Below are 24562 nucleotides of genomic sequence, written 5' to 3' on the forward strand. Positions count from 1 at the left end.
CGACTATCCGTCCCAGGCGCCGTTTTCCGGGCTGTCGCTGACTTGCAGAGCTTTCCAGACTTCCTCGTTGTCGAAGAATTCTGCCTGCTTCACGTTCAGACGTTTTTCATCGTGGCAGGGAACGTAAGCGCTGATGGATCTTGAGATCTTTTTGGCTTTTCCACTGGCTGCCTGCGGGCGCAGAACATCCCAGTAGGATTTACGACTGAACAGAGCATTGTCCCGGCGTAACTGACCATTCAACATGTCCAGGGTGCAGGCGAAAGTGTTCACCGGTGTTTTACTGTCGCCCTTCTCGCAGGACTTTGCATAGACCTGTTCGCGCCCCACATGCAACTGCATCAGGCCATACAGACTGCCGTTGGGCCCTTTTGCTGTGGCTTTCGGGTTGCAGGTGCTTTCGTAGTGGGTCATGGCATTAAAGACCAGAACCCAGAAGTTGGCCTTGTCGGTGGGCTTCATGATTTTATAGGTCGGGCATAGCTGATAGATATCCGGAGAGCCTTCTGCCAAGTGGGAGAAGTTGCCGGCCATATATTCCTTGCGGATGGCATGGCCCCATTCACCGATTTTGGTGCCCGTGGCGTAGTTGCTACAGGCCGGTCCCCATTTGTATTTGTCATTGATATCGTCAATGACTGAAGCCACGAAGGTGAGATTGTCTTTCATTCTGAGGCCGTTGGGTGTTTCGACAAAGCAGTCGGTGCAGTGACCGGCTTCAGTGCCGCTGGCCAGAGCCGGGGAGCCGTACAGGATCGCAGCCACAAGCAAGGTGCTGATGCATGATGAAAGGACCGTCATTTCGTCTCCCCCTATAAATACCGATTAGACTTGAGGCGTCATTGCGGGGCGTTCCCCATTTATAGCCTTCCCTAGAGTCATCGGCTCTTGGCTGGACCTTCTATACTGAAAAAATGACTAAATGTTCCCATAGAGGCTGAAAACAGGACTTTTTGGGGAACATCCCAGTTCGAGACAGGGCAAAATCCTTTGAAAATCCAATAGGATTGAACACAATTTATTGACCATTTTGCCCGGATAAGCGATTCAGTGTTTCTGGAATTTGACCGTGGTCATTTCAGGGGTTTATTTGCCTTAAAAGGTGATAGAATCCTGAGGCCATCTGGAGAGACAAAAAAGAATGAGCAACACAAATATTATCGAAGTCCGCAATCTTGCTGTTGAGTTTAAAACCGAAGACGGGATTGTACAGGCCGTAAAGGGCATCTCTTTCAATATCCCAAAAGGTAAAACAGTTGGGTTGGTGGGTGAGTCCGGTTCCGGTAAAAGTATCACGTCCCTGGCGATCATGCGTTTGATCGGAAATCCAGGCCGTGTTTCCAGCGGTGAAATTCTATTTGAAGGCCAGGACCTGCTGAAAGTTTCTGAAAAGAAAATGCGTGAGATCCGTGGTGCACGCATCTCCATGATCTTCCAGGAACCAATGACATCTTTGAATCCGGTTCTGACGGTCGCAGATCAAATCACTGAAACCCTGATGCTTCACCAAAACCTGAACAAACAGCAGGCTTTGGACAAAGCTTTGGATCTTCTAAAACAAGTCGGCATCCCGCACGCTGAAGAACGTCTGTACTTCTATCCTCACAAATTCTCCGGCGGTCAGCGCCAGCGTATCATGATCGCGATGGCGATTGCTTGTAATCCGGATGTTCTGATCTGTGACGAGCCAACCACCGCGTTGGACGTGACGATCCAAAAACAAATCCTGGATCTTCTGGCAGACATCCAAAAAAGAACTCACATGAGTCTTTTGTTCATCACCCACGATCTGGGTGTTGTTGCTGACATCGCTGATGAAGTGATCGTGATGAACAAAGGTGAAATCGTTGAGCGTGGTGTTTCCAAAGAAATCTTCGACAATCCAAAGCACCCGTACACAAAGGGTCTTTTGGCGTGCCGTCCTTCTTTGGATGAAAACCCCGTTCGTCTTCCGGTTCTTTCTGACTTCATGAGTGCAGCGGGCGAAGAAATCACGCCAGGCGCACGTGTGTACACTCCAGCCAAAGAAATCATCCGTGAAGACAAAGTCATTCTTGAAGTGAATGACCTGAAAACCCACTTCCCTCACACAGGCGGTCTGTTGGGTCGTGTTCAGAGCTATACAAAGGCTGTGGACGGCGTCAGCTTCAAAGTTAAAAAAGGTCAGACCCTGGGACTGGTGGGTGAATCCGGTTGTGGTAAAACCACTCTGGGTCGCACGCTGATGCGTTTGATTGAGCCGACGGACGGTCAGATCATCTTCGATGGTCAGGACATCACCAAGCTTGATTACGGTCACATGCATCCGATCCGCAAAAAAATGCAGATCATCTTCCAGGATCCGTATGCTTCCCTGAATCCGCGTATGACTATCGGGACCATCCTGATGGAACCAATGCAGATTCACAACATCGGTGAAAACAACAACGAGCGCCGCGAAATTGCCGCTGAGATGCTGAAAAAAGTGGGCATGAGCCCGGCAATGATGAATCGTTATCCGCATGAGTTCTCTGGCGGTCAAAGACAGCGTATTTCCATCGCGCGTGCTTTGATGGTTCGTCCTGAATTCATCGTGTGTGACGAGTCCGTGTCTGCGTTGGACGTTTCCATCCAGGCTCAGATTCTGAATTTGTTGTTGGACCTTCAGGATGAAATGAACCTGACGTACATCTTTATCTCTCACGATCTGTCTGTGGTGAAATTCATCTCTGACGAAGTGGCAGTGATGTTCGGTGGTAAGATCGTTGAGCACAACACGGCTCAGGCGATCTACGATGCCCCTCAACACGACTATACCAAGAAGCTTCTAAGCGCGATTCCAAAAGGGATCCCGAAAGAGCTGACAGTTTAGTTTTTTAAAACATGAAAAAGAAAAAGGCCGGTGATGAACCGGCCTTGTTTATTTGTTTTGTCTGTAGTCTTATTTTTTTCCGTAAAGGTGGGGCAGGAAGCCCGCGCCGATAACGCCTGCATGGTTCTGAGTCTTGGCCACTTCAATCGGGCATTCAAAGACCGTCTTGCTTTGGCGGATCATCTTTTTGTAGTGATCCTTCAGGTCTTTTAAGTACATGTTACGAATCTTGATCAGACCGCCGCTGAGGAAGATCTTCTCAAGGTTGTAGCCGATAGAAAGGTTATAGCAAAGAATCGCCAATGCCCAGGCCATTTCCTTGAACAGCACCTGGTACTTGGCATCGTTGGCGGCAATCAGTTCTTCCACGGAATTTCCAGTGAAACCCATCTCGCGTGCGCGACGAAGAAGGCCCGTGCCGGAAGCAATGCCTTCCACTGTGCAGTGGTCGATCTTTTCCGGATTTTTCATCAGGCGCTGGTAATCAACAACGATATGGCCGTATTCAGAGCCCATGCCGTCAGACTGGCCCGGCAGGCCGTTAAAGATCACGCCAGTGCCCACACCCGTGCCGATGGTGACTATCGCAAAGGACTTCATTTTCTGTGCGCCACCAACCCAGCCTTCAGCCAAAGCTGCCGCCGTGGCATCGTGCTGGAAGAACACCGGGGTCTTCCAGGTTTTGTGAATCTCTTTGGTCAGCAGATCCAGGATCGGAACGATCTTCCAGCCTGGATAGTTGGCAGGATTCATCAGAGTGCCGGTTTCAGCATTCAAAGGACCTGCGCTGGCCAGACCAATGCCCCTAAAGACAGAGGCTTTGGTTTCGTTCGGGAAACGTTTTTTGAAATCCAGAGCAATGTCCGTCATCAGTTGAATCAGGCGCTTTTGGGCCTTGGGTGCGGACTTCTCGCGGTTCATGTCGACCGGAACCTTGATGAAATCCAGCATTTCGCCGGTATCAGAAAGCAGCGCTGCTGCCAGTTTGGTTCCGCCCAGATCAAGACCGATGGTGTAGGTTTTCTTTTTCATATTATTTTTTAACTTGTGCCTTCACTAAAAGAACCAAGGATGAATAAGGCGCCAGTGTTGCGCGCACTTTTCCGCTGTTGTTGACGCTAAAGCCTTTAGCGCAACTGCGGGATTTCAGGCGATAACCCGAATCCACGATGTTGCAGTATTCGCCGGCGGGAAGATTGGTCTGGAATTCTTTGGTCACCGACTGACCACCAAAGTTCATGGCCACAAAACCAAAGCGCGGACGGGCAAACGAGATCACGTCGCGGCCGTGGGTTGACCAGTTTGATACACTGAAGGCCTTGTCGGTCTGATTGCGGAAGTCCACCATGGCAGCCACTTCCGGCAGACGGTGTTCGCAAGTCCAAGGGGCGCGGCACTGGTTCTGTTCATCCAGAATCGGCAAGGTGCGAAGGTTGTCATTCAAAGGCGGTCCCTGATCGAAAGAATTAAAATCAAATCCGGAATACACCTGTGGGTAACCAAACGGCCACGCCAGCATAAAGATCTGCGCCAGACGGTACAGGTGCTGTTCAGGGCTTGAATATTTCAAGACGGAATAATCATTTGTGCGTTCGATGTCGTGGTTGGTGACAAAGACGATGGAATCAATACTGTTTGGGAATCCACTGGCAATAAACTGCAAAGCCTCGGTGTTCTTATCTTTGAAAGCATACCCCAGACGGTGAGGATAATCGTAGGCCGTCACATCACTGAACGGCGTATATTCGGCGTATTGAACGGGGCCTGCCGGGTCATAGATGATTTCAGAATAGATGTAAGCCGATCTTTTCAGACGCTTCAGGATTTGATCCAGATCACGGGCCGGGATGTGTTTGGCGGCATCAATGCGGAAGCCAGCCACACCCAGATCCAGCAGACGGTTTAAGTACTCGGCCTGTTTTTCCTGCACGTAAGTGGATTCGGTTTTCAGGTCCGCCAGATCGACCAGCTCGCAGTTTTGCAGCTCGTACAAATCACGGAAATCACGGATGTCATTGTTGCCGTTTCTGCCACAGTGATGGAAATCCTGAGGGGAATAAAGACCCGGGTATTCGTAGTGACTAAACTGCGTGCCGGCAGAACCCACACCTCCGGGAATGCCGGTCATGTGGTTCAAGATCGCATCGGCATAGACATCGACACCGGCCTGACGGCAGCGGCGGACCATGTCGGCAAATTCAGCCTCAGTCCCTGAACGGGATTCCAGTTTATAGCTGACAACCTGATAACGTTCCCACCAAGGGTTGCCCTGCCAGTGAATGTGTTCGTGAGGCGGGGAGACCTGAACGGCAGAAAATCCCGCCGGGCCCAGATAGGTTTCACATTCACGGGCAACATCATTCCAAGGCCATTCAAACAATTGAACGAAGACTGTGCGCGGAGCCGCAGCTGCTGACAGGCAAGATGCCAAAGTCAGCAAGAACGCTGTAAAACCGAGAGACAAACTGCGGATCATCCGATCTCCTTAAAGCCTTTGATTCAGGCCCGTTTTTTTATCAAACAGGTGGGCCTTTGTCAGGTCGATCTTCAGGGGCAGGGTCTGCTTCATGGAAAAATTATCCATCGAATCCACCAGGATGCGTACGTTGTTACCGGCAAGTGTTCCGTGAAGCATCTGCTGGCCGCCCAGGTTTTCGGAAATATCAATTTGGAAGTCCCCCAAAGCAACTTCTTGGGTTCCCAAGGGCCCCTGATTCAAGGCAAAAGCATCCGGGCGGATGCCCAGAATCTGATCCGCCTTGCGTGCTTCAGGCCATGGGATCTTTTCCAGAACCGCGCCTTCCAGGAAGTTCATTTCCGGTGAGCCGATGAAGGTCGCAATAAAGGTGTTCTTGGGACGGTGATAAATCTCAGACGGAGTTCCGATCTGCTCAATCACGCCGTCTTTCAGAACCGCGATACGGTCCCCCAAGGTTGTGGCTTCCATCTGATCGTGGGTCACATAGATCATCGTGCTTTTCGAGTTGTGATGCAGGCGTTTGATTTCCAGACGCATCTGGGAACGAAGATGGGCATCCAGATTCGACAGCGGTTCATCAAACAAAATCACCGGAGTCTGACGGCTGAGCGCACGGCCCAAAGCCACACGCTGGCGCTGACCGCCGGAAAGTTCTTTCGGTTTGCGATCCAGAAGGTGTTTGATCTGCAAAAGCTCGGAAATTTCATTCACGCGTTTGGTGATTTCAGCCGCCGCCAGATTTTTTAGCTTCAAACCAAATCCCATATTTTCCGCCACGGTCATGTGCGGGTACAGAGCATAGGACTGGAAGACCATGGCGATGTCGCGGTTTTGCGGTTCGATGTCGTTGATCTTTTTTCCGTCGATGCTGATGGTTCCGGAATCCGCGGACTCAAGCCCCGCCAGGGTTCTTAACAAAGTCGATTTGCCGCAACCGGAAGGTCCGACCAGAACCAGAAATTCCCCCGGAGCGATGTCCAGATCGATGCCTTTCAAGACATCGGCAGAACCGAAACTTTTTTTGATGTTGGAAAACTGAATTTTTGCCATATCAACCCTTCACGCTTCCCATGGTCAGGCCAGAAACCAGATATCGGGAAATACTGATGAACAAAATCAAAACCGGAACGCTGACGATCAAGGCGCCAGCGGCATAAAGACCCCATTGGGTCGCAAGACTTGCCTGGAACGAACGAAGTCCCAACGGCAATGTGTAGAGCTGTGGATCCTGCAAAACCACGGCGGCAATCACGTATTCACTCCAACTGCTCATAAAGCTGAACAAAGCCGTGATCACCAGCGCCGGAGAAGACACCGGCAGAATGATCTTATAGAAGATCATCCATTTCGAGCAGCCATCCAGCAACGCCGCCTCTTCCAGCTCGCGGGGGATGGTGTCGTAATAAGCCTTCATCTGCCAGATACAGAAAGGCAGCGCGGTTGAAGAATAAATCAGGAACAAGCCCCAGAAGCTGTCAATCAGGCGCAGTTTCGACAGGATGATATAAAACGGCAGCATCAGCATGGTCGCCGGGAACATCTGGGTCATCAACAGTGAAAATAGCATCATGTTGCGCCCGCGGAAGCGGTATCTTGCCAATGCATACGCACTGGTCGATGCCAAAGCCACACCCAAAAGTGTGGTCGCCGCACTGACCACCAAAGAGTTGCGCATCCAGATCAGGAAGTCGGTGGTGGCAAACAGATCCACAAAGTTCTTAAAGGAAGCATTCGGTCCGATGATTTCCAAGGACTGTGTCTGAAAGGCGTTGTCGGGACGCAAAGACACCGACAGCACATACAAAATCGGATAAATTGAAAACAGTGAGAAAAGCAAAATGCTGATCCAGGAGAAGGTCTTTTTAAGCATTACTTCGTCTCCTTTTTGAATTGGCTTTTCAGGGATCCCAGACCCCAGATCACCAGAATCAGGAAGATGATCACGGACACGGAAGCCGCATAGCCATAGCGATACAGATTGAAGGCCGCTTTATAAACGTAGCTGACCAGAATGTGCGTTTGATCACCCGGTTCCCCCGAGTTACTGACCAGCCAGATCACATTCAGATTGTTAAACGTCCAGATGGAGCCCAGCAAAGCTGCCGGAGCCATCACCGGCAAAAGCAACGGCCATGTGATATGACGGAAGCGCTGCCAAGCATTGGCGCCATCCAGTCTTGCGGCTTCGTACAAAGAGCTTGGAATGGACTGCAAACCGCCCAGGGCCACGATCATCATAAACGGGAAGCCCAGCCACACGTTGGTCAAAATACACGCAGCAAAAGCCGTCGTCGGCTGACTGAGCCACTGAACCGGGGACATGTGCAGGAACTGTTGCAGGAAGATATTGATCGGCCCATATTCCTGATTGAACATCGCGCGCCAGGTAAGAGCGGTGATGTATTGAGGCACCGCCCACGGGATGATCAACAAGGCCCGCCAGAATCCTTTCCCCGCGATCACTTGATTGATGATCACCGCCAGGAACACACCAATAGAAACGTGGAAGACAATGTTCACCACGGTCCAGATGACGGTTTTCAGGAACAGGGAATAGAAGCGCGGATCCGAAAGAGCTGCGATATAATGATGGAAGCCCACCAGGGACCAGTCTTGGAACGTGCGCAGACTGAAGTTCGAAAACGAAATCGCGATATTATAGAAGAACGGATAGATGATGACAGCAAAGATGCCGATAAACGCCGGCAGCATCATGTAATAGGCAAAACGCTGGGGCCCGCGGAATCCTTTAAAGAATGCCACTAGCGAGTTTCTTGTCAGCCAGATCAACAGCACGATGCCAATGCCGAAAATAACTTTCAAAACAGTGGCGCCCACGCCCGGGGTCAGAACCTCGTTCATATCGCGGATCTGCTGTTCAGCGGTGATTTGCGCCTGCTCCGCGGCGGCTTGCGGTTGCAGACTGCCGGCTAGAACTTTTTGATACTGAATGCGCAGACTGTCCCAGACCGCACGCACTTCCGGGGTTACCGGCATAGGCGTGCCGACTTCCATGATGTCGGCAGAAATTTTCAAGAGTGGATTGTTTTTGACGATGTCAGATTCACGCGCCTGCAGATTTGACGGTAGAACGCCGACTTTCTCAGCGAACAGCAATTGCACTGGCGTCGAAGTCAGATACTTCAAAAGTTTGACGGCCGCTTCGTAATGAGCCTCGCTTTTCATGTTGGCGTTCAGGGAATAACCCTTGGTGCCCACCAGCGGACTTGGCCATTTGCCGGTTTCAGAAATCATTGGAATGCGAGCGATGCCGAAATCCACCTTGGCTTGCTGATAGTCACCCCACGACCAGTCACCGTTGATTAACATCGCGGCTTTGTTTTCTTTGAACAAAGCATTGGCGGTTTCATAGTCGCATTCTTTCGGGATGATCTTGTCCTGATCCCGCAGCTTCAGAATGAACTGGAAAGTGTCTTTCAAAGCGGTGGTATTCAGGTTCGGAGTGACACCGTCGGCTTTTAAGAAGGCTTCGCCAAAAGCGGGAATAAACGGAGCAAAGAAAAACGGCTCTGTATAATTGAACACCAGACCCCAGCGGTCGATTTTGCCATCGCCATTGGTGTCCACCGTCATTTTTTTGCCAAGCTCGATCAATTCCTGTGAATTTTTTGGCGGGGTGGTGATGAACTTCTTGTTATACAGAAGCATCAGATGGTTTCCGACCGCATCGCCGATCATATAGTGTTTGCCGTCGTAAACGGGGGCGGCCAGTGGATCAAAATTCTGGAAGTAATCAGAGCCCAAAACTTCGTCCAGCGGGCGCACGATGCCCATGGTGGCAAAGGGCCCGACCTGATCGCTGGGGCCGTAAACCAGCTCAGGACCGCTGCCGCCCATGGCGGCAGACTGGAAGCTTGAACGAAGCTCTTCGGTTTCACGGTAAGTGGCCTGAACGGTGATGCCGGGATTTTCTTTTTCAAATTTTTCCAGGGCTTCGGCCAAGACCTGACGGTGGCCATAGATCATCTGGTGCCAGATCTGGATGCGCACATCCTCGGCCCGGGCGGTGAGTGAAGCGAAAATCAGAAAAGGAAGAATCCAGAATTTCATCAGTGACCGGCTTTCTGAATTAGAATCACGGTGCTGCGACCCGGGATTTGAATGCGTTTGTCAGAAGGGGCCAGCAGAACCTGTGACAGAGTCGCGTCGACTTTTTCATCCAGCAGCGGATGCAGTTCCCAGTTCTGGCCTAAGACTCGGTGTTCGAAGCTGCGGGCTTCGCGAGCGGCGTTGAAGAAAATCAAAAGTTTTTCCGAGGACGACTGCAGGTGCATCGCAATCAAACCCGGCTCGGTTTGTTTGTCGTTATCGATAAAGGTCAAAGACTTCTGAATCTCGGACAAATCGTTGAGTTTGAACAGGTTAGAACTTTGACGGACACGCAGCAGGGCTTTGAAGTACTTTTCTGTGCGGGTGATCAGCTCAGGCGTGACTTTCATGCCGGGTTCCTGCAGGCGTGGTTGCCAGAAAGACCAGTCCTCCACGTTTTTCCACGCGGGTGGCAGTCCTGCGCCCCAGAAGTTCTGCTGACGGCTCCAGTCGATACGATTAAAGAAATCCCCCGAATTGTAACTGTCCTGATCGCCATTTTTACTGCGCAAAAGCTCAGACCCGGATTCAATAAACGGAATACCCTGACTTAGCATCGGCAATGCCAGGGCCAACTGATGCATGCGCTGGCGGTCTTCCGATTTACTCAAAGAAGGGAAACGTCCGTTGGTATAGAACGGTGCCTTGGCCTGAACGGCATCCCACAAAGTGTAACCGTCATGGGCGGACACATAGCTGACAGTTTCAAGCGCTTCGGCACTGGTGCCGGTCGGCGCCCCACGATAGTGCAGTTGTCCTGCAGTCACGAATGAGCCCCAGTGTTCTTTGAATTTGAAATCACGAAGGTTGCCCGCAAGGCCCGCTTTAATCACATCACCCAGATGCAAAAGCTTTTCGCGCTGGCCGTTGATATCGGTCGGAGTGTTGCGATTGGCAGGTTCTTTGTTGAAATCAAAATAAAGCCCCGTCGCAAACCCCTGGTCGGATTTTTCAGCGGAATTGGTCGTGCCTCCACGAACAGCGTCGCGCAGACGGTCGTTGAAGAATCCATAGCCGCTGCCATAGGAATTCAGCATGTGCAGGGACTCCGCTGGATAGCGGTCATAGAAGGAACCAAACGCCCAGCCTTCGCCGTACAGATAGATTTTGGATCCATCGATGCCGTCTTCTCTTTCCGTCAGGCCGCGCAATTCGGATTTGATTTTCTCCATGGTGTTGCGGGAATGGAAGGACATCAGGTCAAAGCGGAAGGCGTCGATTTTATAGGTGCGTGCCCAGTGCAGCACACTGTCGATCATAAGCTTTTCCATCATGCGATGTTCGCTGGCGGTGTCGTTGCAGCAGGAGCTTTTTTGAATGTCACCCTCGTCATTCACTCGGTAGTAATAAAGCGGCACGATCTTATCAAAGACAGAGTAGGGTTCCAGACCTGCTTCATAGGTGTGATTAAATACAACGTCCTGAACAACTCGCAGGTTCATCTTATTTAGTGCCTGCACCATGTTGCGGGTTTCATAAACGCGGCGTGATCCGTTAGGATCCGTGGCATAACTGCCCTCAGGGGTCATAAAGTGGACCGGATCATAACCCCAGTTGAACGGGTCTTTGGCTTTGATGCGACCAAGATAGGCTTGCGCTTCTTGCAGGTCGGAACTTTCGGAATCGTAGTTTTCCCAAGCGTCTTTGTTTTCCGGAACCGAACCAAAGTCATTGAACGGCAGCAAATGCACGTGGGTCATCCCGGCGTCTGCCAAAGATTGAAGGTACTTCGAGCTTTCGGAGTTGGTTTGTGCGAAAGCTTCATAGCCACCACGATATGGGAACGGCACGGTGAAATCAGCCACGCTGAAATCACGGATGTGCAGTTCATAAATTACGATGTCGTTGAAAGAACGAAGAGCAGGCTTATGCAAACGATCCCAGCCTTGCGGCTTCAGAGAGGAATCATTCAGATTTACGATTTGGGACTTGGCTCCGTCGGCCGTCAGGCTGAAGCTGTAAGGATCTGTGACCGTGTGGGTTTCAACCTGATCGCTCAGTGGCTGATACGCTTCCACTTGGTAAAGATAGAAATAGTTGACGTATTTTCCGGGAAGATCCGCGAACCATACGCCTTGCTGGCGGCTCATCGGCAGAACGGCTGCTGGATTCGTATCTTGAGCATCCTTATATAGCAACAATTCAACATTGCGTGCGGTGGGCGCCCATAGTTTTACGCCGACACTCGTGGAACGCACATGTGCGCCCAGATCATCGCCGTCATAGAAGTACATTTGATCCAGAATCCCGGAATATTGCAAAGCCGTGGAATCCAGAATTTGGCCATTTTTATTGGATACAAAAAGACGCAATGGACGCCGGATCAGCTGATCAATTTGCGTGGAGGAAAGATGCTGCGTGCTCAATTCAACGTGGGAAGAGTCGGTGCGAATCACTGGCAGAAGAATGGAGTCCTGCTGGTGCAGTGAGATGCGTTCTCCGAGTGAAAATAAAAGATTTTGGTGAACACGGAAGCCTTGTGGCAGACGAAAAACAATGCGCGAGTTATCCACCCACTGGGCGCGGGCAGGGGCTTTGGCTTCAGCAATTTGTCCCAGCAAAAGTGTGCAAGAAAGTACGAAGCTGCAGATCAATAGTAGTGAACAAAAGCGGAAGCTCTTCAAAGATTTCCCCCAAAAAGTTTGAGTCTTCGTGCGTAAGGTCTTTTCAGGCGCAGACTTTATGGGTATCCCTCAGCTTTTTCAAGGGAACTCGATGAAAACTATTACGATTGCGTTATTGTTTTTGATTCTAAGCAGCACAACTCACGCTGTGGAAACGACTTTCACAGGATATCTGCGTGGCGGAAGCGGACTGAACATGCAGGGTGGTCACATGAATTGCTTTGGAAATGCGGGAATGCCCGGTAATTTCCTTCGTTTAGGCAATGAGTGCGACTTCTATACCGAATTGGCCATGGTGTTCCACCATGTTAAACCCACCGAAACAGATCCCGTATTTTTCAAAACTCAGTTCCGCATGGTCTATAGCTCTTTAGGAACGCGTCAATGGGAAGCCTCTGCAAACCGCGACACAAGCCAGATTGAAGCGTTTGTGAAGGCCGGTGGTTTTACCGAAATCCCCGGGGAATTCTGGGTCGGTAAAAGATTTTATCGTGATGTCGATCTTCATATCTTTGACTGGTACTACTACGCCGACATGAGCGGTGTGGGTGCGGGGATCGAAGGTCTGCCGTTGGGTGAAGGGCGTTTTGCTTTCGCTCACTTGATTCAGGCTGATGATAATTTGAATGACACCAATGTCGGTCGTCCGGTTTTGAATGCGTTGGATTTGCGCTGGACAGCGGTGCCGTCATTCGCTGATCAGAAGCTGAATTTCTGGGGCGTGTATGCATGGGCCGCGGGAAGCTCCACGGACACCGAAGAATATGTTCCGACGAATGGTTATTCTTTGGCGACACGTCTTCAGGGCCCTGTGTGGGGTGGTAACAATAACTTTGCCATTTTGTACGGAAAGGGCACGATGCGTGGATTCAACATCTATGCTGACAGCACAGTGCCTGCGACGGATGAAAGCCAGAACCGCGCGTGGACCTGGAGATTTGTTGAAGACTACACCTATGATGTAACAGATCGCTGGGCGCTGATGTTCGGTCTGGCAGCAGAGATTGCTGACAGCGGCACTGATGCAGACAGCAAAAGTCAGATGCAGGCCATCGGTGTTCGTCCGATTTACTTTGTATCCGATCGTTTCCAGTGGGCCTTCGAAGCGGGTTATTCCCGCATCAACAATGAATCTGAAAAAACCGCGGGTGGCGACTATGTCGGGGATCGTGACCTGGGTCGCGTGACTGCGGCAGCTCAGTTGTCCGTCGGAAAAAGCATGTGGGGTCGCCCCGTGATGCGTGCGTTTGTGTCCCACTCGTTCTGGAATGACGCCAACCAAGGCGCAAGCTTCATCGGAAACCGTGCCCCCGCTTTCAGCGACAAGCTCAGCGGCACGAACTTGGGTTATCAATTCGAAGCTTGGTTCTAATTTTTATTTTGGTACCAATTCCATAGGTCTTGGCTGAACTGAGCTGCGCTGGTGCTGCCGTCGTGAAGTGACTTCACTCGGCGCAAAGCCGTGGCTTGGTCTTTCTGTTGGATTTTCAGAATACGGAAAAGTTCAGTGACGTTTTTGCCTTTTCCGGCTTTCAGATCTTTGCCCAAGTTGTCATAGTTGATTGTTGCGAACTGCTGGGCTTCAAGCGCCATTTCATCCATGGCACTGGTGGGTGCGTTTGTGGCCGCCGTTGCGGATGCCGGAGCAGGGCCGCTTTTCATGATTTCAGCATCCCGGGCGTGGGTTTCCCAGTTCGGAACAAGGGCTTCGTCGCCTTCCGGAGTGGACGGGGTTGGCGTGGTGGCGCAGCCTGCGGCAAACAAGGCCATGACGACAAGTCCTTTTGATTTCTTCAGCACAAAAACTCCTTACCCTTTGTTTGCAGGTTCCGGTGGCAACGGGATGATATCAGTTTCGCCGGGGACTTGCGGGAAGGTCAACTCTCTCCATTGTTTTTTGGCCTCTTCGATTTTTTCCTGTGAAGAGGAAACATAGTTCCAGTAGATATAGCGTGGCTCTGGGAACGGTTCGCCTCCAAGGACTATAACTTGCGTGTCTTCAGTGGCGGTGACTTTCAAGGATGAGCCTTGTTCCAGGACCACAAAGTCGTCCGGTGGAATGATTTTGCCGTCAATATCCAGGCTGCCTTTGATGATATAGAAAGCCAGTTCCTGCGTGCCGGGATCGTAGCTGAAGGTTTTTCCCTTATTAAGCTTCACATCCATAAAGAACAGCGGTGAATACACATCCACTGGTGACTTTCTGCCCAGCGCTTCTCCGGCAATCAGTGCCACGTCGGCATCGTCGACTTTAAAACGCGGAATGCTGCTTTCAGGGTGATGTTTGAAGCTGGGTTCGCGGTCTTCCTGGCTCAGTGGCAGAGCCACCCAGAACTGCAGCAGGTGCAGGCGGTGCGCTTTGCCGATGACGTTTTCCGGCAGTTTTTCAGAATGTGAGATCCCTTTGCCTGCGGTCATCCAGTTCACATCCCCCGGAGTCAGCACCTGTTTGTGCCCAAGGCTGTCGTGGTGAAGAACTTTTCCCTCCAGCAGGTAACTGAGGGTGGACAAACCGATGTGAGGATGAGGGCGCACGTTCAGCCCATCACCTGCGGCGAAATCGGTGGCCGGGAAATAGTCGAAAAAGATGAAGGGGCCTACCATTCGCTTTTTGGAGTAGGGGATCAGGCGGTGGACTTGAGGCCCTCCGACAGAGACCAGCCTCGGTGCAATTTCCATCAGAATATGATTTTGCGTAGAACTCATAACCGGACCCCTTTTCTTCTGCGAAATATCATGTTAGCTTAAACCAATTTACCAATTGAAGAAAATTATTAGGAGTAGCATGAAAACAAAAAAAGAAATCGTCGATAACTGGTTGCCTCGCTACACAGGCGTGCCGCTGAATGAATTCGGGCAGTATATTCTGCTTACAAATTTCGGTAACTACGTGAAAATGTTCGCTGAACAGTTCAACGTGCCGGTGCGCGGTTTGGATAAGCCGATGCAAAGTGCCACGGCTGAAAACATCACCATCCTGAACTTCGGTATGGGCAGTGCGTTGGCCGCAACCTGCATGGATTTGCTTTCAGCAATCAATCCCAAGGCCGTTTTGTTCCTGGGTAAATGCGGTGGTATCAAAAAGAAAAACCAACTGGGTGACTTTGTTCTGCCGATCGCGGCCATCCGCGGTGAGGGCACCAGTAACGAATACCTGCCGGCAGAAATCCCGGCTCTTCCGTCATTCCGTCTGCAAAAAGCTGTTTCCACCATGATCGCGAAACACAGCTGCGATTACTGGACAGGCACGGTATACACCACCAACCGCCGTGTATGGGAACATGACGAACAGTTCAAAGATTACCTGACTAAAACACGCGCGATGGCCGTGGATATGGAAACTGCGACCATCTTTGTAACCGGTTTTGTGAATGAAATCCCACGTGGCGCTTTGTTGCTTGTGTCTGACAACCCGATGATTCCAGACGGTGTTAAGACGGAAGAAAGCGACAAGAAGGTCACAGCCAACTTTGTAGACAAGCATTTGGCTATCGGAATTGATTCCTTGCGTGAACTGCGTGACTCTGGTGAGTCCGTGAAGCACATGCGTTGGGATTGATTTCAGACATATTGTCCGTTCCATGATTTTCAAAAACCCCTCGGGTCGACTAGGGTCATTGCCTAGGAGGCCTGCATGGGGAAGTGGCTTATACTTATTCTGACGATCTTCGCTTTATCAACCGGGGTTGCAAACGACGGACTGCCGGTGCCTTTGCCGGACGATCCCTATCCTGGTGAGCCTTATCCTGTACCACCTCCAGCTCCACCGAAAGATGTCCCTTATTCGCTAGGGGGCGGGGAAACCGGACGCTTCGGCACCAGAACTTTTGATTTCTTTCCACGCTATGACCTGAATCGCATCAAACGCATTCGATTGGTGGGGCTGCGCAACAATCTAGAGATTGTTGAAGTGCATATTCAGTACGCGGATTCCTCCGCTGAGCGCCGCGAGTATCGGTTGGAAGGAGAATTGAAATCCAGTGGAGTGCGTGAAGCTGCTTTGGACGGGCGGCCGATCTATCGCATATCCGTGAAAGCCTCGCCTTCGTACTTCTGGAAAAAGCCCGGTGGATTCCGAGTTGATGTCATCGCCGTGAAGTGAGATATGCCTATTTATCGAGCATGAAATTTAGATATGAAAATGCAAAAAGGTCTCGGTTTGTGGGGGGCTTTTCTGTGATTTTCACCTTTTTTCATGCAATTAACATATTGTGTCATTCCAGAAGTTGCGATATAACTGGGCCACTTTAAATCACCTAGACGTTTTAATGCACTATTGGGGAGGCTCGTTTTGATCAATCCAGGCACTAACATGCACGCCGACGAAATCGACACAGATTTGGATTCTGACCTAGATAACGAAAAAGAGGTGAAGAAATCGGCCTTCGACGTAGATGTCGATGAAGAACAGGAAACCGCTCTATTGGCGAGCCTGTCTGACAACCTTCTGATGGAAGGTGAAGAAGATGACCTGAACCTAGATGACGTGGAAAACATCCTTGAGCTTCAAGACACGAACTTCCCGAAGTTCACTTTGGCTAAAAACAAGGCACGTTTCCTGAGAATGGTCAGCTGGTACCGTGGTAAAGAAGAGTGGATCGAAGTAGCTCCTCTTTCTGGCGTAACCAAACTTTTCAAGACGCAAACGAAAGAATTGGAAGGCATCCGTTCTTCCAAGTTGGATTATGAAATGGAACTTGAGACTGGAACTTTGACTCCATCTCAAAGATCTTACCGCCGCGATGAACTTAAAATGTGCAAGGTTCAGGAGAAAATGGCAGTTCACTTGATCTCCAAACTTCAAGTGAAAATCAAATCCGGCCGCCGCTAGTTCAGCGCCAGCTGAAGCAGTAAAAAGCAAATCAAACCCAGCCCTCAAAAGCTGGGTTTTGTTTTTCCTGGGGTTTTGGTTTAGAGTTTAGGTCGTAGCTTTTACAGAAAGGTTCCGACTATGAAAAAGAACAACAAGTCCGAAAAGCACGCGAAGCCCTCTATCAACATTGGTATCCAGGAAAAAGACCGTCAGAAAATTGCTGATGGCCTGTCCCGGTTGTTGGCAGACTCTTACACTCTTTACCTGAAAACGCACAACTTCCACTGGAATGTCACCGGTCCTCAGTTCCAGACTTTGCATGTGATGTTCGAGGGGCAATACACCGAGCTGGCAACAGCCGTGGATCTGATTGCTGAACGCATCCGCTCTTTGGGTGTGGCCGCTCCGGGCACATACAAGGAATTCGCGAAACTGACCAGCATCGAAGAACCTGTGGGTGTTCCTTCCGCAACAGATATGATCAAACAACTGGTGGAAGGGCAGGAGGCGGTTGTTCGCACGGCTCGTTCCATCTTCCCGTTGGTTGAAAAAGCTGGCGACGAAGTCAGCGCGGATTTGCTGACTCAAAGAATGCAGCTTCACGAAAAAACGGCGTGGATGCTTCGAAGCATGCTGGAATAATTTTTTGGTTTCACAAACCTAAGAAGAAAAAGCCTCCGCAAAGGAGGCTTTTTTATTTGGATAGCTGTTGATCCAGCAGCTTGCGATAAATGCGCTGATTCTTTTTTAGAGCAGCCTCTACCATCTGATAGGTCTTTTCGTCGATGTCTTTGCGAAAGGCCACATGCAGATTCAAAGTGGTGTCTGGCACCACAAAGACCTGATACTGATCATCCACTCTCAGTTTGCGCAAAATGTATTCTCCGTTGGAGGCAGTTGGGATAAAGATGCCATCCAGTCTTTTGGCGCGGATCTTCTGCAGGTTGCGCTCGATCACATTTTCACCACTTAAAGGTTCGATCTTGATTCCGTGCTTTAGAAGCTCTGTCGGAGTGAAGGAATCCTTGGAGTGCCCCAGAGTGCGCCCGCGGAAGTCCTTGAGTGAGGTCGCCCGGGTCAGGGGGGAGTTGCGGGGAATGATAATCGCCGAAGATGTCGTGAACAAGGGTGTTTTGGAAAAGCGCATGTACTTTTCTCGTTCGGGTGAGGGCACCAGGAACAGGGCGACGTCCACCTTCTTGTTCTGCATGTCCCATAAGACGCGTGCAAACGGCGTGGCCACCCAGCGCACTTCGGTGTTAGGCAGTTTCACATAGTCTTTGAAGAACGTGATGCCCGGACCCTCGGGTTCTTCATTCAAAGTGAAAATGTGCGGAGGCAGGTCATAGACATTCACTCGCAACACTTCCGCAAACGTGAAAGATCCCGAGAAAAACGTCAATATAAAGAGAGCAGATAGAAACTGTGGCATTCCAGAACGTCCTTAATAAACAGCCAGCACTAATATAACAAAGACAGTCCGAAGCGACGAGCAGATTGTGGAAGCTGAATTTGCCGATAAAACCGGCAAGAATTTGGGCATAAATTCGGAAAGGTCGGTCAAGCGGGATTTTTGGACCGACAAAAGTCCAGTGTTTTGGCCTGCTTAAAGTGTCTCAAAAAATATTTGCAACTGGCCCTAAATTCTCAGCGTGATACGCCGATAGGTACAAAGTGAGTCAAATAGGCTTTGTTAATGTTTCAAAAGGGGAGGACTAAATGTCACGTACAGTTATGATCGTGGTGAGCGATAGCCAGGAAACAATCGAAAACACAAAGAAGTACTGGGAGAACCACGATGTGACAGTTCAAGCATATTCATCTGCACAGTTCAGAGAAGGGCTTGATAACGCATTTTTCAGACAACAACTAGTAGCGGGTGTTCCGGCTTTGGCTTCAGGCACAAGCCCGATCAACTCTGACGTGGGTGGTGGTAACGTAATCCAGTTCCCAACGCCAACAGCTACTTCATCCAGCGTTCAGAAAATGGAAGAGCTTGAAGCTCACGCCATCGAAAACGCGATCGTACAATACAAAGGCAACCTGACTGAAGCGGCAAAAGCTTTGGGTATCGGTCGCGCGACTTTGTATCGTAAAGTGAAGCAATACCACATCGATCCTTCTGCGGCTCGCAAGAAGAAAGTGGCTGCTTAATTCTTCCTTTTGAATTGAAAAGCAAAGACCGGATGAACAAACATCCGGTCTTTGTTATTACAGGACCGAGATGACGCGGATCTTTGCAATTCTTCTGGCAGTCTCCTGCGCCTACGGGGCGTATCATTTCACTCTGCAACGCGGATTCGTGAATCCGTATCCGGCAGTGTGTGATCTTGTCGCGGAAAGAATCTTTCTGGACGACAGCAAAATAAAAAACTGGAAAAAGACCTGCAGTCGGCGCAGCCGTCTGGTCACTCCGTATTCTCCGAAAAAACTGATCATCAAGGACATGAATAATGCCCTGGCGTTGCTGAAAGTGTCGCACCTGGAAGTTTACGATTCTTCTGAAGTGGCCAGCATCTGGCGCGGAGAAAGTCTTGAAACCGGCATTGAAAGCCGTTTTGTCGACGGGGAACTGGTCATTTATAAAATTCATCCTGATTCTCCGGCGCAGGAGGCGGGTTTGAAACCCGGTGATGTCATTCAAAGCATCAATGCCGAGCAGCCCAATCCCTGGGAGGCGCAGACCGAGCAGGGCTCGTACCTGATGCTTCGTCAGGACAAGGAATTTTCTGTGAAAATCAAACCTCGCTCCATCCAGCGGTCCGAGGATCTGAATCTTGAAATCAAATCCGCGCAAAAGGCGGTGCTGGAAATTCCGTCTTTCCGCGCGACTTTCTTTGAAGAAGAAAAGTTGAAAACGCTGCAACAGCAAATCGCACCGTTAAGCAAGCTGGTGGTGGACCTGCGGGGAAACCCCGGTGGGAACTTTGTCGCGGGCCTGCGTTTTCTTTCGTTGTTCATGTGCAAGGCCGAAGAAGTCGGGCGCTTGGTGAAACCCCGTGCGCCGGTGAAGACACCTGCCGAGCTTCCCAATGACTTGAGAGATCAGGAACAACTGGCCGTGCTTGATAACAGCAGCGAGATTTTGTTGAAGACTTACGACAACCCCCAGTGCTTTAAAGGCGAGGTGCGGGTGCTGGTCGATGGGAAAAGCTCTTCTGTGGCTGAAATGGTCGCGCAGGCTTTGAAAGAGTTTAAAAAAGCACCGTTGCTGGGAAGCCCCAGTCGCGGGCAGTTGCTGGTCGGTGTCTGGTATCCTCTGGACGAGGTCGGGCCAGGAGTGCAGATCTCTATCCCCGAGGCGATCTACTTAAGTCACAAGCAGCATCAAATCGAGGGGCAGGGTGTGGCTTTGGATCGGGTCTTGTACTACAGCCTCCCGGAAATGCAGGCGGGGATTGATTCTTGGGTGAAAAAGGCCCTCGACTAGAGTCCCGGATGTATGGCGTTTGTCGTCTCACAGTGAGATGATCATAATAATACGTCAAACATCTTTTGTACGTCTGTTCAGGCTCTGAGCAGCTAGAATGAATTGGTGTGGTTTAAAAACGGCATGCCCTTCGCAAGAGAGATATTACAGTCACTTGCCAAGGGGTTATAAATGAGGAACGCAAACGTGATCGAATTTCCAAAAGCACAATCAGTAAGAAAAAGACTGCAGGACAAAGCCCAGGAACAAAAAGCTGTTCTTGTTCTTTCCATCGCTTCCGTGCTTTTGATGACGGTGTTCCTGAATCAGTGGCTGGTGCGCGGCCCGGATCAAAACCTGGCGAATGGCGGCAACCGTGGTGTAGCGAGCTTTGAACCTTCCAGCTTCGCCAAAGATGTGAAGTGGGAGCATGATCTGGCAAAAAGAATGGCAACAGAAAAATCCACAATGGCAGCAAGCCTTGCAGAAGCACCGACTTTGCGTGACGAGCTGGTTTTTGGTTACCTTGAAGGCAAATACGGCATGAAACTGTCGCAAGGCCGTATTGAAAGCCTGGAGTTCATTGACGCTCAGGCGGGTGAACAACCGATGGCTATCGAAGACAAAGCCGGCTTCCTTAAAAAGTATTCTGAAGCATTCGGTATGAACTATGCCGAAGTGTCTGTGGCCTCCAACGCTGAAGGGGAGCAGGTCTATAGTCTGATCGATTCCTCCAAGCAAATCATCGGCAAAGCGCAGTTCGTTACCGATGATCAAGGTCGCGTTCAGGCGATCAATTTCGCCCACTAATCTCTTTAGTGTTTCCTGTTTCAGGCCGATACGATCTGTATGGTATTTCCAGATCTGTCGGCTCCAGAAGTTAAGCCTCATCATCCAAGATCCAGTACAGTGCCGGTGGCCTTTGTGGCGGACCGATTTATTGCACTGATACTGGATTTTCTGATTTTATCACCCATCGTCAGTCTGCTTGTTGCGGGACTTGTTCGTCAGACCAAGACATTCTTTCTGTTGAATGCGAATTCGGCGGAAGGCGTGGTGGCGGCCGGCCTCGTGGTGCTGGCCGTGGTCTTTATCGTGACCTTTCTGCAGTCTGTGTTTTTATACTTCTGGCAGGCGACTCCGGGGCAGATCTTCCTGCAGTTGCGGGTGATTGCTTATCCGGTTTATCAACCGCGTTTGTCTTACGCCCAGTGTGTGATTCGTTCACTCAGTTGGAGCTTCAGTTTTGTGCTGCTGGCTTTGCCGTTTATGGAGATCCTCAGCCACCCTCTGCGCCGGGCGTTCCCGGATCGTGCAGCGGACACGCTGGTGATCACACTTAAAAAGGTTCACGACGACGGACCTCATCCGATCGAATCGCGTTTCATCAATTCCTGGATGCGCATGAGTTTGCTTTTCCTGCTGCTGTTCGGGGTGCTGGGGTACTTCAAGACCTATCACAGTCTGATGGCGGGCGAGTATCGCGAAAAAGGCGGCACTCAAGTCGCGGCCTGCAAAGAAATGCGCGGCAGTGCGGATCTTGAAGGTGTGGCTCGTTTGGATGCCGCTTTGTCTTTGTATTTGCTCAATGAAATTTCCGGTGAGTGTCTGGATAAAGAGGCGGAGGTGGCGTTGTGGGGAGATCCGGTCAATGCCCAACCGCTGGCTTATCTTGCCAAATACCTTTTGGCGGACGGTGCGGCCCAGGAACAATACTTTAGCAAAATCTGTGAAGACTCGTCTTCGTCGACCTGTGCGCTGGCGCGCTACATGGCGGAAGAGGGGGACCATGAGGATCTTGAGCTGGCCGATGGCCGTCTGTGGACGACTAAATTCCTCAAGTCAGAAGAGCTGTTTGCCTCCAATGACTTTGCCGGCAGTTTGAAGGCGATCTCTGAATTGCAAAAGAATCCGATTCTGCAGTCTGGTCTTGAAAAACGCTTCGTTCGTTCTGTGTGGGCTTTGCGTGATGCCGAGCTGGTCCCGCAAAGTGGCAATGGCGGCCGTATGCCGGCAAGCGCTGCTGAACAGGAAAGCTGGATTGACGACTTCAAAGAACGTTACGAGGTTCCATGATCATCCCTTGCCCGGAAGACTTTAAAGACTATTCCAAGTACCCGCTGACGATCACGCTGGCGGTGCTGAATGTCTTTATTTTTATTCTGATCTTCAGCGGGGTGAACTCGGGTCTGACTTCCTCACCGGTGTTGCAAAAAGACGGGCTGGTTCTGACGGGCAGGTTGTACTACCAGTATCTGCAAAACATCCCGGCCGAGATTCTTTATGAAAAGCCCCAGTGGGTGCATCAGATGAGTTCGGGCAATACCGAACAGATGGGGATTCTGGGGGCCTTTGCACTGAGAGACAGTCGCTTTCTGGAACAGGCTGAAGCCGGCGTCTATCGCGGTGACGAAGTGCAGATCGCTGCCTGGAAAAAGAACATCACTGAATTCCGCAAAAAGTATCAGGAACAACTGCTGTATCGCTTCGGGCTGAGTTCCGGGGCGAAGGGGCCTCTTTCCTGGCTGACTTATCAGTTCTCTCATTCAAATTGGATGCATCTGCTTTCGAATCTGGGTTTCCTGGTATTGCTGGGGGCGGCAGTCGAAGTGATGGCTGGAAGCTGGGTGCTTTTGTTTGTCTATATGGTGGGGGGCATGGCCGGGGGCCTGGGCTTCCTGTTGTCTGATACTCACGGAACTGTGCCGATGGTGGGGGCGAGTGCCTCGATCAGTGCGCTTTTGGCATTTTATTGTGTAGCCGAAACTCGAATGCGAGTGAAGTTTCTATATTTTGCATCGCCGATGCCAGGGCATTATGGCGCGATTTATTTGCCGACCCTGCTGATCATACCTTTGTTCCTGGTCGTCGATCTGGCGAACCTGTGGGCGATTCCTGAAGGCCTTGGCGGCGGCGTTGCTTACGCGGCCCACCTGGGTGGCAGCTTGTTTGGCACCATGCTGGGGCTGATTTACCGCGCGAAATCCACACCGATTCTGACTCCATCCTGACTCTGTAATTTCTATATACCCGTTGACAGAAACGTTACCGGTGAGACACATTACCGTCCAGAGGCTGGAGATCACCCCCAACGTTGAAATGGCGGACCCGAATGAAGCTAAGCAAGCTCATTAAGTCAGTGATTGTTCTTACATTGTTATCTTTTGTTGGTGTCGCAAATGCGGCAAACCAATCCCAAGCGGTCCCATACTATGGGGAAGAGTTCTATCGCGACCTTCGCGCCGGAGTTTCCGGTGAGGCTCTTCAAAACCGAATCAAATCTGTCCTGCAGAATTATCATATCGCCGTAAAAGGCTCTTATGATCTTGTGGTGAAAAACTGCATACAAGGGCAAGGTCATTGCTACCGTCACACGGCGATCGGCTACAAAGCAGCCAGAGTGTTCCTGATGGGGAAGTACTACCTGGTGAAAGACGGCAATCAGTATGCGGTTCGTGACGTGTACTGCAACTCGGACCGAGGCCCTGAAGACTTCCGCAGTTCTCCGCCATCTCCGGGCTCCATCCCGAACAACACCGTGATCAACGTTGAGCACACCTGGCCACAAAGCCACTTCACTCGTCGTTTCCCGGATGATGTTCAAAAATCCGATTTGCACCACCTGTTCCCGACGGATTCTCAATTGAATGCCATTCGCGGCAACCATCCCTTCGGTGAAGTCACTAAAGACGTGATGGAGCTGAAATGCCCGGATTCCCGTTTCGGTATCGGCAGCGCCGGTTCTGACGAGGTGTTTGAGCCACCACAAAACCATAAAGGGAATGTGGCTCGTGCGTTGTTCTATTTCTCTATGCGCTATGACCTTCCGATTGATCCCCAGGAAGAAAACGTTCTTCGCAAGTGGAACCATGAAGACCCGGTAGATCAAGACGAAATGAAACGTAATGTTGAGATCTTCAAGACGCAAGGAAACCGCAACCCGTTCGTTGATCACCCAGAGTTGGCGGATAGACTTTTTGATTTCTAAAAAACCGTGCAAATTGAGTTCATCACAAAAGCCAGCGGCAACCCGCTGGCTTTTTGTTTTTCTAAGCTTAAAAGAAGCATCTATAAACACAAAAAAGTTTTAAAAATTTTGAGTTTTGCTTAAGGACTTGGCATAAAATGGGGGAAATTGTAGGCCCCGGGCATAATTCTTAAAAAATCTGTAATAAGTCTCTTGCAATCGTGTTTTTGTTATGCTGCAATCATTTTTACGGGAGGGGTGATACCAAGGAAGGTACTCGGGGAGCATGATGTTCTCACCTCTATTTTA

Annotated in this window: 22 protein-coding genes; 12 read left to right on the forward strand and 10 right to left on the reverse strand. The window is 50.6% G+C overall.

Annotation, left to right across the window (positions count from 1 at the left end; all coding sequences use genetic code 11):
• Nucleotides 1-3 precede the first annotated feature (3 nt).
• Nucleotides 4-801: a hypothetical protein gene (locus BD_RS05560; protein ID WP_011163727.1), complete on the reverse strand. Its 798-nt coding sequence runs from the start codon at nt 799-801 to the stop codon at nt 4-6.
• A gap of 340 nt (nt 802-1141) precedes the next feature.
• Between BD_RS05560 and BD_RS05565 the strand changes: the two genes are divergently transcribed.
• A complete protein-coding gene (locus BD_RS05565) occupies nt 1142-2851 on the forward strand; it encodes an ABC transporter ATP-binding protein (RefSeq protein ID WP_011163728.1) in 1710 nt (569 codons plus the stop codon).
• Nucleotides 2852-2920: 69 nt separating this feature from the next.
• Here the strand turns inward: BD_RS05565 and BD_RS05570 are convergent, their stop codons facing one another.
• From BD_RS05570 to BD_RS05595, 6 genes are read right to left on the reverse strand one after another with little or no spacing between them, the layout of a single operon-like run.
• The gene (locus BD_RS05570) at nt 2921-3883 is read right to left on the reverse strand and encodes an ROK family protein (protein ID WP_011163729.1); all 963 of its coding nucleotides are present in this window, start codon (nt 3881-3883) and stop codon (nt 2921-2923) included.
• Between the two features lies 1 nt (nt 3884).
• Nucleotides 3885-5327 carry an alpha-amylase gene (locus BD_RS05575; RefSeq protein ID WP_011163730.1) on the reverse strand — a complete coding sequence of 481 codons (1443 nt, stop codon included), beginning with the start codon at nt 5325-5327 and terminating at the stop codon, nt 3885-3887.
• A 9-nt stretch (nt 5328-5336) separates the two neighbouring features.
• Complete coding sequence (locus BD_RS05580; protein WP_011163731.1) at nt 5337-6380, reverse strand: ABC transporter ATP-binding protein; 1044 nt, start codon at nt 6378-6380, stop codon at nt 5337-5339.
• Between the two features lies 1 nt (nt 6381).
• Nucleotides 6382-7200: a sugar ABC transporter permease gene (locus tag BD_RS05585; RefSeq protein ID WP_011163732.1), complete on the reverse strand. Its 819-nt coding sequence runs from the start codon at nt 7198-7200 to the stop codon at nt 6382-6384.
• A complete protein-coding gene (locus BD_RS05590; RefSeq protein WP_011163733.1) occupies nt 7200-9401 on the reverse strand; it encodes an extracellular solute-binding protein in 2202 nt (733 codons plus the stop codon). Before BD_RS05590 ends, BD_RS05585 begins: the two co-directional genes overlap by 1 nt.
• A complete protein-coding gene (locus BD_RS05595) occupies nt 9401-12064 on the reverse strand; it encodes an alpha-1,6-glucosidase domain-containing protein (protein WP_011163734.1) in 2664 nt (887 codons plus the stop codon). The genes BD_RS05590 and BD_RS05595 overlap by 1 nt, the downstream gene beginning before the upstream one ends.
• 91 nt (nt 12065-12155) lie before the next feature.
• Here BD_RS05595 and BD_RS05600 point away from each other — a divergent pair, with 91 nt between their 5' ends.
• Nucleotides 12156-13436: a carbohydrate porin gene (locus BD_RS05600; RefSeq protein ID WP_231839294.1), complete on the forward strand. Its 1281-nt coding sequence runs from the start codon at nt 12156-12158 to the stop codon at nt 13434-13436.
• Here BD_RS05600 and BD_RS05605 read toward each other — a convergent pair.
• The gene (locus BD_RS05605; RefSeq protein ID WP_011163736.1) at nt 13433-13864 is read right to left on the reverse strand and encodes a hypothetical protein; all 432 of its coding nucleotides are present in this window, start codon (nt 13862-13864) and stop codon (nt 13433-13435) included. The genes BD_RS05600 and BD_RS05605 overlap by 4 nt on opposite strands.
• Before the next feature lie 9 nt (nt 13865-13873).
• Nucleotides 13874-14770 carry a pirin family protein gene (locus tag BD_RS05610; RefSeq protein WP_011163737.1) on the reverse strand — a complete coding sequence of 299 codons (897 nt, stop codon included), beginning with the start codon at nt 14768-14770 and terminating at the stop codon, nt 13874-13876.
• 79 nt (nt 14771-14849) lie between these two features.
• On the opposite strand from BD_RS05610, the gene BD_RS05615 reads away from it, so the two are divergent.
• The 4 genes from BD_RS05615 to BD_RS05630 all read left to right on the forward strand — a co-directional run bounded on the left by BD_RS05615 (nt 14850) and on the right by BD_RS05630 (nt 17519).
• Nucleotides 14850-15623 (forward strand): AMP nucleosidase, encoded by a 774-nt coding sequence (locus BD_RS05615; protein ID WP_011163738.1) that lies wholly within the window; start codon nt 14850-14852, stop codon nt 15621-15623.
• A 75-nt stretch (nt 15624-15698) separates the two neighbouring features.
• The gene (locus BD_RS05620; protein WP_011163739.1) at nt 15699-16166 is read left to right on the forward strand and encodes a hypothetical protein; all 468 of its coding nucleotides are present in this window, start codon (nt 15699-15701) and stop codon (nt 16164-16166) included.
• A 189-nt stretch (nt 16167-16355) separates the two neighbouring features.
• Nucleotides 16356-16895: a hypothetical protein gene (locus BD_RS05625; protein WP_011163740.1), complete on the forward strand. Its 540-nt coding sequence runs from the start codon at nt 16356-16358 to the stop codon at nt 16893-16895.
• Between the two features lie 120 nt (nt 16896-17015).
• Nucleotides 17016-17519 carry a Dps family protein gene (locus BD_RS05630; RefSeq protein ID WP_011163741.1) on the forward strand — a complete coding sequence of 168 codons (504 nt, stop codon included), beginning with the start codon at nt 17016-17018 and terminating at the stop codon, nt 17517-17519.
• Between the two features lie 52 nt (nt 17520-17571).
• Here the strand turns inward: BD_RS05630 and BD_RS05635 are convergent, their stop codons facing one another.
• A complete protein-coding gene (locus BD_RS05635; RefSeq protein ID WP_011163742.1) occupies nt 17572-18309 on the reverse strand; it encodes a substrate-binding periplasmic protein in 738 nt (245 codons plus the stop codon).
• 287 nt (nt 18310-18596) lie between these two features.
• Between BD_RS05635 and BD_RS05640 the strand changes: the two genes are divergently transcribed.
• From BD_RS05640 to BD_RS05665, 6 genes are all read left to right on the forward strand, one after another.
• A complete protein-coding gene (locus BD_RS05640; RefSeq protein ID WP_011163743.1) occupies nt 18597-19031 on the forward strand; it encodes a helix-turn-helix domain-containing protein in 435 nt (144 codons plus the stop codon).
• Nucleotides 19032-19101: 70 nt separating this feature from the next.
• The gene (locus BD_RS05645) at nt 19102-20307 is read left to right on the forward strand and encodes a S41 family peptidase (RefSeq protein WP_011163744.1); all 1206 of its coding nucleotides are present in this window, start codon (nt 19102-19104) and stop codon (nt 20305-20307) included.
• 171 nt (nt 20308-20478) lie between these two features.
• The gene (locus BD_RS05650) at nt 20479-21096 is read left to right on the forward strand and encodes a hypothetical protein (RefSeq protein ID WP_011163745.1); all 618 of its coding nucleotides are present in this window, start codon (nt 20479-20481) and stop codon (nt 21094-21096) included.
• 39 nt (nt 21097-21135) lie between these two features.
• Nucleotides 21136-22362, forward strand: coding sequence for an RDD family protein (locus BD_RS05655; protein WP_011163746.1), 1227 nt, complete (start codon nt 21136-21138; stop codon nt 22360-22362).
• Nucleotides 22359-23297, forward strand: coding sequence for a rhomboid family intramembrane serine protease (locus tag BD_RS05660; RefSeq protein ID WP_011163747.1), 939 nt, complete (start codon nt 22359-22361; stop codon nt 23295-23297). Before BD_RS05655 ends, BD_RS05660 begins: the two co-directional genes overlap by 4 nt.
• A gap of 101 nt (nt 23298-23398) precedes the next feature.
• The gene (locus BD_RS05665) at nt 23399-24274 is read left to right on the forward strand and encodes an endonuclease I family protein (protein ID WP_041583492.1); all 876 of its coding nucleotides are present in this window, start codon (nt 23399-23401) and stop codon (nt 24272-24274) included.
• Nucleotides 24275-24562: the final 288 nt, after the last annotated feature.

It is taken from the genome of Bdellovibrio bacteriovorus HD100 (genome assembly GCF_000196175.1).
In the GTDB taxonomy this organism is placed as follows: Bacteria; Bdellovibrionota; Bdellovibrionia; order Bdellovibrionales; family Bdellovibrionaceae; genus Bdellovibrio; species Bdellovibrio bacteriovorus.